This is a genomic window from Mesorhizobium sp. WSM4848 (genome assembly GCF_055811375.1).
Window position 1 is genome coordinate 362,943 of record NZ_JBVVPX010000001.1, and the last position, 13,676, is coordinate 376,618.

The window sequence follows — 13,676 nt, forward strand, 5'->3', positions numbered from 1 at the left end:
ATGGAGAGACCAATGAGCGTGACCCGCGAAATGCCTTCAACCAGTGGCCGCAGCCTAGCCGTCGCCTACCGCAGGGCTCTGAACCTGGCGGGTAGCATACCCCTTTCTCTCGTTCAGCTGGCGGGTCGCGTCGCGGTCGCCCACGTGTTCTGGCAATCGGCGCAGACCAAGCTCGCTTCCTGGCCGGTAACGCTACAGCTTTTCGCGTTTGAATATAATCTGCCGCTGATCGACCCGGCGCTGGCGGCCCCGCTCGCGACAGCCGCCGAAATCATCGGCGCCGCATTGCTTTTCCTCGGCCTGTTCTCGCGCCTCGGCGCGCTGATGCTGCTCGGGGTAGTCGCGGTGATCCAGATCTTCGTCTATCCGGGACACTGGGGCGAACACCTCATGTGGAGTTCGCTGCTGCTGCTCATTTTGGCTCGCGGCGCAGGCGTCATATCGTTGGACTATCTGGTCGACGGCTATTTCGGTCGCGGAGCGTGAACAATGCTGCGGCAATCCAGAGAAGAAGTGATGATGTTGGCAGAGTTGGAAGCGACGCCGGCCAAAACAGATGCGCTTCCACCGCGCCGGCCGCAGGTCGTCATTCTCGGCGCGGGCTTCGGCGGCCTCAACGCAGCGCTCGGGTTGCGCAACGCGCCGGTTGATATCTCTGTCGTCGACCGCCGCAATTATCATCTGTTCCAGCCGCTGCTTTATCAGGTGGCGACGGCCGGCCTATCTCCGGCGCAGATCGCCATGCCGATCCGGCGCGTCCTCGCCAGCCAGAAGAATGCAACCGTCCTGATGGAAAAGGTGGAGGGCGTCGACACCGCTGCGCGGACTGTGCTGACCGGCAGCAGGCGAATTCCCTACGACTACCTGATCATCGCCACCGGCGCCCGCCACGCCTATTTCGGTCACGACGCCTGGGAAGCAAATGCTCCTGGCCTCAAGACCATAGGCGACGCCACAGAAATTCGCGCCCGCATATTGACCGCGTTCGAAAAGGCAGAAGTGACCGACGATCCGGCTCTTCGAGAAAAACTCCTTACCTTTGTGGTTGTGGGCGGCGGACCCACCGGCGTCGAACTCGCGCGCAAAGCGATCGTTCGCGATTTCCGCAACATCGATTCCTCGACCGCAAGGGTTGTGCTTGTCGAGGCCGACGAACGGCTGCTCACCGCATTTCCGGAGAAGCTCTCGCAATCGGCCAAATCGCAGCTCGAAAAGCTTGGCGTCGAGGTCAAGCTCGGCGCCGCGGTTACGGAGTGCGACGACAATGGCGTCGCGCTCGCGGATGGGCAACGCGTCGCTTCAGCCTGTGTGCTCTGGGCTGCCGGCGTTATGGCCTCAAGGGCGGCGAAATGGCTGGACGTCGCGGCCGATCGCGCCGGCCGCGTCGTTGTCGACGGACATCTGCATGTGCCTGGCCGCGAAGGCGTCTATGTCATCGGTGATACCGCTTCGGTAAAGGGCAAGGACGACCGGCCGGTTCCGGGCGTCGCCCCTGCCGCGAAGCAAATGGGCCGCTATGTGGCAGACCTCATCAAGGCGCGACTTGCGGGGCGGATGGCAGAACCTTTCCGCTACGCCGACTACGGAAATCTCGCCACAATCGGCCGCAAGGCCGCCGTCGCGGATTTGGGACCCATCCAACTGAGCGGTTTCCTAGCCTGGCTGCTCTGGAGCTTCGCGCATCTGTGGTTCCTTGTCGATTTCCGCAACCGCACCGTTGTCTTCCTCGATTGGGCTTGGGCCTATGCAACATTTGACCGCAACGCGCGCCTCATCACCGAACGCCGCGACCGGTAGGCGCCGCCTGCCGCGCATAGCGCTTGGGCGGGCGATGACGGCGCTGCTGCTCATGGCGGTCATGTCGACGGCTGCATCGGTGCATGTCATCTGGGAGCGCACGGCAACCCGCAATGTCGAGATGATCGTCGCCAGCCTTGGCGCCCAGAGTGCCGATTCTGTCCGCGGCGAATTGACATCAACGCTGGCCGTCGTGGCAGGCACGGCCGAGATCATCCGCTCGATCCTGTTCCAAGGCACGATCAAGGCCGATGACGAGGTCAGACGCGAATTCCTGTTCCTGTCGCTGCTGCGTGAACAGCGCGCGATCGGCTGGATCGGATTCGGCTTCCCCGACGGACGGTTTTTCGGCTCGCACGCGGCGGCCGGCGGCAAGATCGAGATGGTCGAAATCGGCCCGGGCATGCCGGGGAAGCCGCGCCCGTTGCGTCGTGATATCTATCATCCCATCCCCGGCGATGTGATGTTCGAAGAACGCATCAATGGCGAGACCGCTTACCTAGCGCTCGGTGCGCCCTGGTATCGCCGGGCGATGGACTCGACGGAACCTGTCTGGAGCGTGATCGACGTCCTGCCCAATGGCTTCGAGCCCTCGGTGGTTGTTTCAAAGCGGGTCGAGCTCTATGGCAGGTACCAGGGCGTGGTCATGGTGGCCGTGAGTTTCGCCAATTTGTCGCAGGCGCTGAGTGGTCTGCAAGTATCAGGTCACGGCAAGACGTTCGTGCTGGGCGGTAGCGACAAAGTACTGGCTGCATCGGATGCGCCCGGCGGTCCTATGCCTGCTCATCTTCGCGATTTTCCAAAGAGCGATGCGCTTGCCGCCGCGGTGGGCGACGCCATTTCGATGATGAAAGGGAACGAATTTCGCACGCTGGTTGATGGTGGCGAGATCGGCCCGGTCTACGTCTCCTCGTTTGCGCTCCCCTTCGAACAATGGCGGCTCCTGACCGCGATACCGCGCTCCTCCTTCGCAGAAGAGATCGACCGTAACACGCGTCGGGTGCTGCTGGTGGTCGCCGGGCTCATCGTGCTGGCAGCGGCCACTGCCGTGCTCTTTTCGAACCTGCTTTTCGCCAGGCCAATCCGCCAGCTTGCCGCGCAGCTCCGTGAGATCGAACGGTTCTCGCTCGACCAGGTGCGGCATGTTCCGACATTCCTGGCCGAACTCAATGATTTCTCGGAAGCGCTGAAGCGCATGGCGGGCGGCTTGTCGGCTTTCGCCAAGTACATGCCGCTCGACGTCGTCCGGCCCCTCGTCGCGGGAGGGCTTGAGCCTGCGCCCGGCGGCAGGCTCGTGGAAGTGACCGTGATGTTTGCCGATCTGCCGGGCTTCACCGAACTCACCGAGCGGCTCGGGCCCGATGTCCAGCCGCATCTCACCAATTTTCTCACGCTTGCAGTCGAAGCCATTCATTCCGAGGGAGGCACCGTCGACAAGTTCATTGGCGACGCCGTTATGGCCATCTGGAACGCACCGACAGCCGTGCCGGATCACGCACGCCGCGCATGCAGCGCTGCAGCCGCGATCCGGGCCGCGATGCATGCGCTGCCCGCCGTTTCGCCGGACCACAGCGACATACGGGTGCGAATTGGCATCAATACCGGCACCGCGATTGTCGGCAATGTCGGATCGGCCGAACGGCTGAGCTATACGGCCATCGGCGATACGGTCAACCTGGCAAGCCGTCTCGTTGGCGTCGCCAAGGAACACGGCGTCGAAGTCGTGCTCAGCGACATGACGCTTGCGCAGACAAGCGGCCAGATCGCCGCGCAGCCACTTGGCATCACGAATGTTCGCGGGAAGGCACTCCCGGTCCTGATACACACGCTCGCAACCTGAAAAACCGCTGCGGCCATGGAGTATGGTCATGGAAATGATGACTTTGACGCTCGCAATGCTTTTCTGCCTCCAGCTAAAGCACTTCATCGCCGACTATCTGCTCCAGCCCGGCTGGATGATGGGCGGAAAGGGCGATCTGCGCCGCGCCGGCGGCTATGTCCACGCGGGCTTGCATGCGCTCGGCTCTTTGCCGGCCCTTCTCATCGCCGGGCTCGAACCCACCGCAATCGTCCTGCTTTCTGCCGCGGAATTCACGGTCCACTACGCGACAGACTACACCAAAGCCGGGCTGTCCGGGCGCAGCCATGCTGGCCCCGACACGCGGACATTCTGGGCCATGCATGGAGCTGACCAGTTCTTGCACCAGCTTACCTATGTCGGCCTGATCTTCGCTGCGCTCGCTTAGAGAGGGGAATTTGAGGCGGGACAACGAGGACCGAACATTGATGCGGCGGCACGAGCTTTCGCCGCGAGACCAGAGACACCGTAGGCGAATGTCAAATGACAACGCAAACAGTCAGTTACGACCGCTGGTCGGCAAACTGGTGCAGGCCTTTGAGATTTTGGTTCAGGCGCTTTGCGCGCTGGCGGTGTGTCCCAGCGCCACGAAGACGGTGCGCACGATACCGGCGGCATCAAGCCCGGCGTCGGCATACATCTTTTCGGGCTTGGCGTGATCGACAAAAGTATCGGGCAACACAAGCGGGCGTACCTTCAGGCCGTTTTCCAGCAGCCCTTCATGGGCCAGGAATTGCAGCACATGGCTGGCGAAGCCACCGACCGCGCCCTCTTCCACTGTTACCAGCACCTCATGCGAGCGCGCCAGCCGTCGGATCAGGTCCTCGTCGAGCGGCTTGGCGAAACGAGCATCGGCGACCGTGGTGGAAAGCCCTGCCGCGCCGAGCTCCTCGGCCGCAGCCAGGCAATCCTGCAGCCGCGTGCCGAAGGAAAGCAGCGCAACCTTGGTGCCCTCCCTGACGATACGGCCCTTGCCGATTTCCAGAACCGAGCCACGCTCCGGCAGGTCGACGCCGACGCCGTTGCCGCGCGGATAGCGGAAGGCGATGGGGCCTTCATCGTAGCTTGCCGCCGTGCGCACCATGTGTCGCAGTTCCGCCTCGTCCGCCGCGGCCATGACGACGAAACCGGGCAGCGTCGCCAAAAAAGTCGTGTCGAAAGCGCCGCAATGGGTCGCCCCGTCGGCCCCGACGAAGCCGGCGCGATCGATCGGAAAGCGCACCGGCAGTTTCTGGATCGCCACGTCGTGGACGACCTGGTCGTAGGCGCGCTGCAGGAAGGTCGAATAGATCGCCGCGAAAGGCTTGAAGCCTTCGGTGGCAAGGCCGGCGGCAAAAGTCACCGCGTGCTGCTCGGCGATACCGACATCGAAGGTCCTCGACGGGAACACCTCGCCGAAGAGGTCGAGGCCGGTGCCGTTCGGCATGGCGGCGGTGATGGCGACGATGCGATCATCTTCGCGGCCTTCCTGGACCAGGCTTTCGGCAAAGACTTTCGTGTAGCTCGGCGCGTTGGCCGGCGCCTTGGCCTGCGCGCCGGTGATGACGTCGAATTTGTTGACGCCGTGATATTTGTCGGCGGCCGCCTCGGCCGGTCCATAGCCCTTGCCCTTCTGGGTCACGACGTGGATCAGCACCGGACCGTCGGCATTGTCGCGGACGTTCTTCAGCACCGGGATCAGGTGCTCGAGATTGTGACCGTCGATCGGGCCGATGTGATAAAAACCCATTTCCTCGAACAGCGTGCCCCCGGTGACATAGCCGCGCGCATGCTCGACCGCCCGCTTGATGGCGCGATCGGCGCGCTCGCCGAGATAGGAGGTCAGCTTCTTGCCGAAATCGCGCAAGCCCAGATAGGCCTTGCCCGACGCCAGGCGGGCCAGATAGGCGCTCATCGCGCCGGTCGGCGGAGCGATCGACATGTCGTTGTCGTTAAGGATGACGATCAGCCGGGCATCGAGCGCGCCGGCATTGTTCATCGCCTCATAGGCCATGCCGGCCGACATGGCGCCGTCGCCGATAACGGCAATGACATTGTTGCGGCCCCCGGAGAGATCGCGTGCCATTGCCATGCCGAGGCCGGCGGAAATCGAGGTCGAGGAGTGGGCGGCGCCGAACGGATCGTATTCGCTCTCGGCGCGCTGGGTGAAGCCGGACAGGCCGCCCTCTTGCCGCAGCGTGCGGATACGGTCGCGGCGGCCGGTCAGGATCTTGTGCGGATAGGCCTGGTGACCGACATCCCAGATCAGCCGGTCGTCTGGCGTGTTGAACACATAATGCAATGCCACCGTCAGTTCGACCACGCCAAGGCCAGCACCGAGATGTCCGCCGGTGTGGGACACGGCGTCGATCAACTCCGTGCGAAGCTCCAATGCCAATTGCGGCAGATCACGTTCGTCAAGCGTCCTGAGGTCGGCCGGTATGCGGACCTTGTCGAGAAGGGGCGTATGGAGCTTTGCGTTCACTGGTGCTAGGGCCTGCTTTTTATTCACGTGCGAAATAGGCCGCTGGCCGGCGAATGTAAATGCGTGCGAGTGACGCGGCTCAGATTCAAAGTGTTAAGGTTTCCTTTGCGTGTCCAAAACCGCGCGCGGCGCTCTAATTGTCCGGCAGAGGAATGAACTCTTCTTCATCCCCCGGAACGATATCGAAGCGGCCTGTCTTCCACTCTTCTTTCGCCTGTTCGATGCGTTCCTTCGACGAAGACACGAAATTCCACCAGATGTAGCGCTTGGAGCCGAGCGAGGCACCGCCGAACAGCATAAAATGCGCTCCACCCTCCGACGACACGACGATCTCGTCACCGGGCCGGAACACCAGCAGCCGCTCTGCCGGAAAGCGGTCACCGGAGATCGAAACCTCGCCTTCCAACGTATAGATCGCGCGCTCCTCGGCATCGGCAGGGATTTTCACGCTGGCGCCGCGCGCCAGGCTGAGGTCTGCATAGAGCGTGTCCGAAGCGGTCACGACCGGTGACCGCAACCCGGAAAACGCGCCAATGACAACGCGTCCGCTGACCCCTTCGGCGTCGATCCCGGGCAGACGCACGGCCGCCGTATTCTCGAAGATCGGCTCGACCTCCTCTTTATCGTCCGGCAGCGCCAGCCATGTCTGCAGGCCGGAAACCGACATCGGCGCACCGCGCAGTTCCTGCGGCGTACGCTCGGAATGGACGATGCCGCGACCGGCGGTCATCAAATTCACGTCACCGGGCTGGATGACCATTTCGGTGCCGAGCGAATCGCGATGCCTGATCTTGCCGTCGAACAGGTAAGTGACCGTCGACAGGCCGATATGGGGATGCGGGCGGACATCGAGCGCCTGGCCGGCTCGCAAAATCGCCGGTCCCATGCGATCGAAGAAGATGAAGGGACCGACCAGCCGACGCTTGGCGGTCGGCAAGGCACGGCGAACCTGAAAGCCGCCAATGTCCTTGGCGTTCGGAATAACCATCAGCTCGATCTGGTCGCTGGCGAAGGCGTCACCGGGCAGAGGGTCGTTTCCGGGGAAGAAGCTCATGCGGTCTTCCTCAAGCGAAGCGGAGTGCAGACCTGGCTTTCGCCTTGGCCGCCACCTCTTCGCGATTGCGCGGATGCTGTGTCGTCTCGAGGCTGTCCAGCAATTCGCGCGCAGACGCGGCTATGGCCTCGACGGCGTGGTCGAACGCATGCTGGTTCTGTTTCGACGGCCGCGTCGTTCCGCTCAGCTTGCGGACAAACTGGAGCGCGGCATCGCGGACCTCGTCATCGGTTGCCGGCGGATCGAAATTGAACAGTGTCTTGATGTTTCTGCACATCGTTCGCAATCTCCTCTCGTCCTGGAGCCGTTTCAAGCGGGATGAGTATTATCCTCAATCATGATCATGTCGAAAAGCCGCACGGCGAAATTGTCGTTCGGGACCGCGCCTTACTCCGCGTCCAGCGGCTCTGTCCCCACCGGCTTGCCGTCGCGCGAAAGCCTGATCTTCTCGACCTTGTCCTCGGCCGCCTTGAGCAGCCGGTCGCAATGGAGCTTCAGCGCCTCGCCGCGCTCATAGATGCGGATCGACTGGTCGAGCGGCACGTCGCCGCGCTCCAGATCATCGACGATTTTCTCCAGCGCGTCGAGCGCCTGCTCGAAGCTCATCGCCTTGACGTCTTCGTTGCTCTCACCAGCCATCGTCTATCCTTTCATCAGTCGCCCGACATGGGCGGCGACCGAAAATGCCAATCCCTGCAGATCGTAGCCGCCCTCGAGCAGGCTGACGAGCCGGTTGTCGCTATGGCGACCGGCGCGTTGCATCAACTGGCCGGTTGCCCAATCGAAATCGTCCTCGGTCAGATTGATCTCGGCCAGCGGATCGCGGTGGTGCGCGTCGAAGCCGGCCGAAATGATGATGAGGTCGGGCGCGAAATTGTCGAGCGCCGGCAAGATCCGCGACAGGAAAGCGTCGCGAAAAACCTCGCTGCCGGTCTGCGGCGCCAGCGGCGCGTTGACGATGTTGCCGACGCCGGTTTCGCTCACGGCTCCAGTTCCGGGATAGAGCGGCATCTGGTGCGTCGAGCAATAGAGCACCGACGGATCGTCCCAGAAAATATCCTGCGTGCCATTGCCGTGGTGCACGTCCCAATCGACGATGGCAACGCGTTCGGCCTGGTGCTGCCTTTGCGCGTGGCGCGCCGCGATCGCCGCGGTGTTGAACAGGCAAAAACCCATGGACGTGGTCTTTTCGGCGTGGTGGCCGGGCGGCCGGGCGGCGACAAAGACATTGGTCACGTCGCCCCGAAAGACATCGTCGACGGCGGCGTTGGCAGCGCCGATCGCCGTGACGGCCGCCTGCCAGCTTTTCGGGCTGGCGGTGGTGTCGGCGTCGACACGAGCGGTACCGGTGTCCGGAATCATAGCGCGGACCCGCTCGACGAATTCCTGCGGGTGTGCGTAGAGGATGGTGGCCTCGTCGCCTTCGGGCGCCTCGGCACGATCGAGGGCCGCAAAGGCCTCGTCGTCGAGCGCGCGTTCGATGGCGCGCAGGCGGTCCGGCCGCTCCGGATGACCGGGCGGCGTTATATGCTCGAGAAAGATCGGGTGGGTATAAAGCCTTGTGACCATGCCCCCGATATAGGCGCGCGCGGCGGCTTTGACCATGTTTTGGAATCGCCAAAGGCCGACGTTCAACAGGGTTTAGAAATTGGGTGCTGGTTGGGTCCGGCGCGAGCCACCGACCGAGACCAGCGCCTTCTCCTTGAACTGCCCGAATTTTGAAGCGCGCTTTGGCCGTCCCATTCGAGGTCGCGCCTTGCCTTTGGTGGTGTCGATGCAGGCTCAGGCCGGCGATTTGTCCACCTCAGCCGGTGCTTGTGGACGGCCAATCCTGCGGCCTTGCCTGAGCAGCCCCTCCAAAAGCATGTTGAACGCCTTCACCGCCTTTTTCGACGTCGCTTCTGGATTTTCCGAATTTGCGATCCACTGCGCGGCATGTAGCGAGGCGCCGCTGACCAGCCTTGCTGCGGCTTCGGGATCAACGGTAACGATGGTTCCCTCGTCCCTCAGCTTTTGAAGGTTCTCGCTCATCGAGCGGATGCATTCGTTCTGGCTCGGCCATTGCGAAGGATCGCCGAGCACCGCCGGTCCGTCGCGAAGGACAATACGCTGGATCTCCGGCTCCAGCGCCATCTCGATATAGGCTGTGCATTCGTCGACAAAGCCCTGCCAGAGAGTGTCCGCCCTGGCCGAAACGATTTTCAACCGGGCCAACATCTCCGCGTCGATCTCGGCGATGACCGCCTGGAGAAGGCCCTTTTTGTCGCCGAAGTGATGATAAAGCGCGCCGCGCGTCAGCCCGGCCGATGCGGTGAAGTCGTCCATCGAGGCCTCGGCATAACCAACACTGCCAAAGGCATGGCGCGCCGCCGCGACCAGTTTGGCGCGGGTCTCGGCGATCATCTCCTTGCGTGGTTTGTGCCCCATTAGCCTATTCCTTCACATACGTCTCGTATATAATTTGACATACGCTCCGTATGTCATTATGTGATTTGCATACGCCACGTATATAAGTGGCTCGGCCTTAAAAATCCAGGAGTGTTCTCATGGCCAATCCCTATCGCGAAATCTTCAAGGCCAGGGGAGCCAAGGGCTTAGCCGCAGCCGGCTTCGTCGCCCGGATGCCGATGGCCATGGCTCCAATCGGAATCGTCGCGATGCTGTCGCAGACGCACGGCGAGTACTGGCTGGCCGGCGCCGTCTCCGCGACATATGCGCTGGCCAATGCTTTTGTCGCGCCGCAGATATCGCGACTGGTGGACCGCCTCGGCCAGGCGCGGGTTGTGGCGCCCACCACTGTTATTTCCGTGCTCGCTTTCGTGGTGCTGATTGCGGCGGCCAATCAGGACTTGCCGATATGGACACTGTTCGTATCAGCGCTGCTGGCCGCCGCGATGCCCAGCATCCCGGCGATGGTGCGCGCGCGCTGGACAGAGCTCTTCCGGGATCGCCCCGAAATGAACACAGCGTTCGCCTTCGAGTCGGCGGCGGACGAGTTGGTCTACATCGCCGGGGCTTCGCTATCGGTTGGCCTGAGTGTCGCGCATTTCCCGGAAGCGGGTATGTTGGCGAGCACATTGTTTCTCGCCTTCGGCTCGACAGCCCTCATCCTGCAGCGCTCGACCGAGCCGCGCGTGCGACCGGTCGACCAGGGTTCGCGCGGGTCGGCAATCCGCCTGCGGCCGGTCCAAATCATAGATTCGCCCTGATCTTCATTGGCGCGACCTTCGCGACCACGGAGGTTAGCACCGTGGCGTTCACCAAGGAGCTCGGCCAGCCGGGCGCTGCCAGCCTCGTTATCGGCGTCTACGCCCTCGGATCGTTCGTCGTCGGCATCGTCCTCGGCGTACTGAACCTGAAAACGCCGCTGCAAATTCAGCTTGCCGTCGCGGTCGCCATCATCGCGCTCACCACGCTGCCGGTGCTAGTCGCAGACACGGTGCCGCTTCTGGCGCTGGCTGTCTTGGTTAGCGGTGTGGCGATCTCGCCGACCTTCATCACGGCATTCGGCCTGATCGAGCGGCGCGTGCCGGAGGCAATGCTGACCGAGGGCGTGACCTGGGTCATGACCGGCATAGGCATCGGCATGGCGCTCGGCTCCTTCGCCGCCGGATGGGTGGTGGACGCCTTCGGTGCACAGAGCGGGTTCCTGGTATCGGTGGCGGCGGGCACAATCGCGCTGGTCACCGTGCTGCTCGGAATGCGCAGCCTTGCCACGGGCGATAGTGACATCTCCGCGCGCGACGCCGCCGCGGTTCCTGCCGAATAGACTTCATGCGTCCGGTCCCAAGCGGGACCGGACGCATGCCGACGATCCGCTAAACCAGCCCTAAAGCGCGTCGCGTCTGAGGGGGTTCATGCGACGCGCTTTAAGTTCTTGTTTTTATGCATGTCGTTGTCCCAAAACCGCTGCGCACTTTTGGGCGACATGCCCTAGAGAATTTCGGTCTTGGCGATGTGGATGCCAAAACCTTCGAGGCCGACATAGTGCCGTTCGCGCGAGGCGATCAGGTTGATCGAGGAAATGCCCAGATCCTTCAAGATTTGCGCGCCAAGGCCGATCTCGCGCCACTCGCTCTCGCGGCGGCGCGCCTCTTCATGGTCCTCGCGGTCGCCGGCGGCCGGCCGGTTGCGCTCCTGATGGGCGACGCCGACGGAACCTTCGCGAAGATAGACGATGACGCCGCGCCGACGCTCGCCCATCGATTTCATGATGCCGTCCAGCCTGTGGCTGGTGCCGAAGACGTCAGTCACGACATCCTCGGAATGCAGCCGCACCGGCACCTCCTCGCCGTCGCGGATGTCGCCGAAGACGATCGCTACATGGTGCATCGAGTCCCACGGCAGCGTGTAGGTGAACACCTGCGCCTTGCCGCCGGGCGTGTCGATCTCCGAACAGGCGACACGCTCAACCAGCGTTTCCTTGCGCTGGCGATAGGCGATGAGGTCGGCGACCGAAACCTGCTTCAAACCGTTCTTTTCGGCGAAGGCCTGCACCTGCGGGCCGCGCATCACGGTGCCGTCATCATTGACCAGCTCGGAAATTACACCGACCGGCGGCAGGCCGGCAAGCTTGCACAAATCGACCGCGGCTTCGGTATGGCCCGAACGCATCAGTACACCGCCTTCGCGCGCAATCAGCGGAAAGATGTGGCCGGGGCGGACGAAATCGGAGGCGCCGACATTGCCGTTGGCAAGATTGCGCACGGTCAATGTGCGGTCGTCAGCCGAAATGCCCGTCGTGGTGCCGTGCTTGAAATCGACGCTGACGGTGAAGGCGGTGGTGTGGGCCGAGTCATTGTCGGCGACCATCGGCGACAGGTTGAGGCGCTTGGCCTCGTCGCGCGGCATCGGCGTGCAGACGATGCCGGATGTGTTGCGGACGATGAACGCCATCTTTTCCGGCGTGCAATGGACGGCGGCGACGATCAGGTCGCCCTCGTTCTCGCGCCCGTCATCGTCCATGACGACGACAATCTCGCCGCGTTCGAAGGCGCGCAGGGCTTCGACGATCTTCTTCTGGTCGTAAGGCATGGACGCTCGCTTCGTTCGCAGGGGAATAGGGCAGTAGGGCAGTAAGGCAGTAAGGGATTAGGGAAAAGGAAAAAATTGGCTGCTTCGGCGGGATAACATACTGCCCTACTGCCCTACTGCCCTACTGCCCTCTCCTCTCCCTGTCTGTCCCCGATGACGCAGATAGTGATCGGCGATCGCGCAGGCAACCATCGCCTCGCCGATCGGCACGGCGCGGATGCCGACGCACGGATCGTGCCGGCCCTTGGTCATGATCTCGACGTCGTTGCCGTCCTTGTCGATCGACTTCCGCGGGGTCAGGATCGACGAGGTCGGCTTGACGGCGAAGCGCGCGACAATTGTCTGGCCGGTCGAGATGCCGCCGAGGATGCCGCCCGCGTTGTTGGACAGGAAGATCGGTTTGCCGTCATTGCCGATACGCATCTCGTCGGCATTTTCTTCGCCGGTGATGCGGGCGGCCTCGAAGCCGTTGCCGATCTCGACACCCTTGACGGCATTGATCGACATCAAGCCCGAGGCAATGTCCTGGTCGAGCTTGGCGTAGATCGGCGCGCCCAGGCCTGCCGGAACGCCATCGGCCACGATCTCAATTACCGCGCCGACCGAGGAACCCGCCTTGCGGATGCCGTCAAGATACGCGGCGAAGACGGCGACCGATGCCGGATCGGGCGTGAAGAATGGATTTTCGGCGTCGCCAACGAAATTCCAGTTCCAGTTGGCGCGGTCGATCGACTTTTCGCCCATCGACACCAGCGCGCCGCGCAGGATCATGCCGGGCACGACCTTGCGGGCCAAGGCTCCGGCCGCCACCCGCGCCGCCGTCTCGCGGGCCGAAGAACGGCCGCCACCGCGATGATCGCGCAGGCCGTATTTGGCGTCGTAGGCATAATCGGCATGACCCGGCCGGTATTGGCGGGCGATCTCGCCATAGTCCTTGGAGCGCTGGTCGACGTTCTCGATCAGCATCGACACCGGTGTGCCGGTGGTGATCATGGTCTCGCCGTCGTCATCGAGGATGAAGCCGGACAGGATCTTGACCTCGTCGGGTTCGCGACGCTGCGTCACAAAACGCGATTGACCCGGGCGGCGCTTGTCGAGTTCGGCCTGGACCTCGGCGCGCGTGAAGCAGATGCCGGGCGGACAGCCGTCGACCACGCAGCCGAGCGCTGGGCCATGGCTTTCGCCCCAGGTGGTGACGCGGAAAAGATGACCAAACGTGTTGTGAGACATGAAAACCAGCCCTGCCGGCATCGAGCCGGCTAAGCGCATGACCCCGAAAACCGGAGCGATTTTCGGGAAGGATCATGCGCAAATTCAAAAGCGCCACAGCGTCGTTTCCGCGTCAGGACGCGCGGCGCTGCAGCTGCGTTCTATTGGCGTTTTCCGCAGCGGTCAAACTGTGATCTGGCGGATTTAGTTTTGACACATTCGGTTGGTTTCTGCTTCCCTCGACCCGTCTGTTGAACACC

Annotated in this window: 13 protein-coding genes and 1 pseudogene; 6 read left to right on the forward strand and 8 right to left on the reverse strand. The window is 62.9% G+C overall.

Features of this window, described 5'->3' with window-relative positions:
* Positions 1-30 precede the first annotated feature (30 nt).
* Genes AC0L16_RS01740 through AC0L16_RS01755 form a run of 4 tightly spaced genes read left to right on the forward strand, consistent with a single transcriptional unit; the run spans position 31 to position 4,043 of the window.
* On the forward strand, positions 31-486 hold the full coding sequence (locus tag AC0L16_RS01740; protein ID WP_473618777.1) for a DoxX family protein: 456 nt from the start codon (positions 31-33) through the stop codon (positions 484-486).
* Between the two features lie 30 nt (positions 487-516).
* Positions 517-1,797 carry an NAD(P)/FAD-dependent oxidoreductase gene (locus AC0L16_RS01745; RefSeq protein WP_473618778.1) on the forward strand — a complete coding sequence of 427 codons (1,281 nt, stop codon included), beginning with the start codon at positions 517-519 and terminating at the stop codon, positions 1,795-1,797.
* On the forward strand, positions 1,745-3,637 hold the full coding sequence (locus tag AC0L16_RS01750) for an adenylate/guanylate cyclase domain-containing protein (protein ID WP_473618629.1): 1,893 nt from the start codon (positions 1,745-1,747) through the stop codon (positions 3,635-3,637). Before AC0L16_RS01745 ends, AC0L16_RS01750 begins: the two co-directional genes overlap by 53 nt.
* A gap of 28 nt (positions 3,638-3,665) precedes the next feature.
* Positions 3,666-4,043 (forward strand): DUF3307 domain-containing protein, encoded by a 378-nt coding sequence (locus tag AC0L16_RS01755; RefSeq protein WP_473618631.1) that lies wholly within the window; start codon positions 3,666-3,668, stop codon positions 4,041-4,043.
* 162 nt (positions 4,044-4,205) lie between these two features.
* Here AC0L16_RS01755 and dxs read toward each other — a convergent pair whose 3' ends face one another.
* From dxs to AC0L16_RS01785, 6 genes are all read right to left on the reverse strand, one after another.
* Entirely contained in the window at positions 4,206-6,119 is a 1,914-nt protein-coding gene (gene dxs, locus AC0L16_RS01760; protein ID WP_473618632.1) for a 1-deoxy-D-xylulose-5-phosphate synthase, read from the reverse strand.
* A gap of 133 nt (positions 6,120-6,252) precedes the next feature.
* Positions 6,253-7,173 carry a pirin family protein gene (locus tag AC0L16_RS01765; protein WP_473618634.1) on the reverse strand — a complete coding sequence of 307 codons (921 nt, stop codon included), beginning with the start codon at positions 7,171-7,173 and terminating at the stop codon, positions 6,253-6,255.
* Positions 7,174-7,183: 10 nt separating this feature from the next.
* Positions 7,184-7,450, reverse strand: coding sequence for a DUF2277 domain-containing protein (locus AC0L16_RS01770; RefSeq protein ID WP_202364001.1), 267 nt, complete (start codon positions 7,448-7,450; stop codon positions 7,184-7,186).
* 110 nt (positions 7,451-7,560) lie between these two features.
* Positions 7,561-7,812, reverse strand: coding sequence for an exodeoxyribonuclease VII small subunit (locus tag AC0L16_RS01775; protein ID WP_023799340.1), 252 nt, complete (start codon positions 7,810-7,812; stop codon positions 7,561-7,563).
* Between the two features lie 3 nt (positions 7,813-7,815).
* Positions 7,816-8,742 carry a histone deacetylase family protein gene (locus AC0L16_RS01780; protein ID WP_473618780.1) on the reverse strand — a complete coding sequence of 309 codons (927 nt, stop codon included), beginning with the start codon at positions 8,740-8,742 and terminating at the stop codon, positions 7,816-7,818.
* A gap of 213 nt (positions 8,743-8,955) precedes the next feature.
* Positions 8,956-9,600, reverse strand: a complete 645-nt coding sequence (locus AC0L16_RS01785) for a TetR/AcrR family transcriptional regulator (protein ID WP_473618635.1) — start codon at positions 9,598-9,600, stop codon at positions 8,956-8,958.
* A gap of 119 nt (positions 9,601-9,719) precedes the next feature.
* Here AC0L16_RS01785 and AC0L16_RS01790 point away from each other — a divergent pair.
* Positions 9,720-10,942: pseudogene (locus AC0L16_RS01790) on the forward strand (MFS transporter).
* Between the two features lie 164 nt (positions 10,943-11,106).
* On the opposite strand, the gene ribB reads toward AC0L16_RS01790, so the two are convergent.
* Both ribB and aroC read right to left on the reverse strand, forming a co-directional pair.
* Positions 11,107-12,207: a 3,4-dihydroxy-2-butanone-4-phosphate synthase gene (gene ribB, locus AC0L16_RS01795; RefSeq protein ID WP_473618636.1), complete on the reverse strand. Its 1,101-nt coding sequence runs from the start codon at positions 12,205-12,207 to the stop codon at positions 11,107-11,109.
* 105 nt (positions 12,208-12,312) lie between these two features.
* Positions 12,313-13,437 carry a chorismate synthase gene (aroC, locus tag AC0L16_RS01800; protein WP_473618637.1) on the reverse strand — a complete coding sequence of 375 codons (1,125 nt, stop codon included), beginning with the start codon at positions 13,435-13,437 and terminating at the stop codon, positions 12,313-12,315.
* Here aroC and AC0L16_RS01805 point away from each other — a divergent pair.
* On the forward strand, positions 13,436-13,624 hold the full coding sequence (locus AC0L16_RS01805) for a hypothetical protein (RefSeq protein ID WP_473618639.1): 189 nt from the start codon (positions 13,436-13,438) through the stop codon (positions 13,622-13,624). The two genes, aroC and AC0L16_RS01805, sit on opposite strands and share 2 nt — an antisense overlap.
* Positions 13,625-13,676: the final 52 nt, after the last annotated feature.

Excerpts from the sequence above, each read along its gene's own strand:
- AC0L16_RS01740 (WP_473618777.1), top strand. The coding sequence starts at position 31 with ATGCCTTCAACCAGTGGCCGCAGCCTAGCCGTCGCCTACCGCAGGGCT.
- AC0L16_RS01745 (WP_473618778.1), top strand. The coding sequence starts at position 517 with ATGATGTTGGCAGAGTTGGAAGCGACGCCGGCCAAAACAGATGCGCTT.
- AC0L16_RS01750 (WP_473618629.1), top strand. The coding sequence starts at position 1,745 with ATGCAACATTTGACCGCAACGCGCGCCTCATCACCGAACGCCGCGACC.
- AC0L16_RS01755 (WP_473618631.1), top strand. The coding sequence starts at position 3,666 with ATGGAAATGATGACTTTGACGCTCGCAATGCTTTTCTGCCTCCAGCTA.
- AC0L16_RS01765 (WP_473618634.1), bottom strand. The coding sequence starts at position 7,173 with ATGAGCTTCTTCCCCGGAAACGACCCTCTGCCCGGTGACGCCTTCGCC.
- AC0L16_RS01770 (WP_202364001.1), bottom strand. The coding sequence starts at position 7,450 with ATGTGCAGAAACATCAAGACACTGTTCAATTTCGATCCGCCGGCAACC.
- AC0L16_RS01775 (WP_023799340.1), bottom strand. The coding sequence starts at position 7,812 with ATGGCTGGTGAGAGCAACGAAGACGTCAAGGCGATGAGCTTCGAGCAG.
- AC0L16_RS01780 (WP_473618780.1), bottom strand. The coding sequence starts at position 8,742 with ATGGTCACAAGGCTTTATACCCACCCGATCTTTCTCGAGCATATAACG.
- AC0L16_RS01785 (WP_473618635.1), bottom strand. The coding sequence starts at position 9,600 with ATGGGGCACAAACCACGCAAGGAGATGATCGCCGAGACCCGCGCCAAA.
- ribB (WP_473618636.1), bottom strand. The coding sequence starts at position 12,207 with ATGCCTTACGACCAGAAGAAGATCGTCGAAGCCCTGCGCGCCTTCGAA.
- AC0L16_RS01805 (WP_473618639.1), top strand. The coding sequence starts at position 13,436 with ATGAAAACCAGCCCTGCCGGCATCGAGCCGGCTAAGCGCATGACCCCG.
- aroC (WP_473618637.1), bottom strand. The coding sequence starts at position 13,437 with ATGTCTCACAACACGTTTGGTCATCTTTTCCGCGTCACCACCTGGGGC.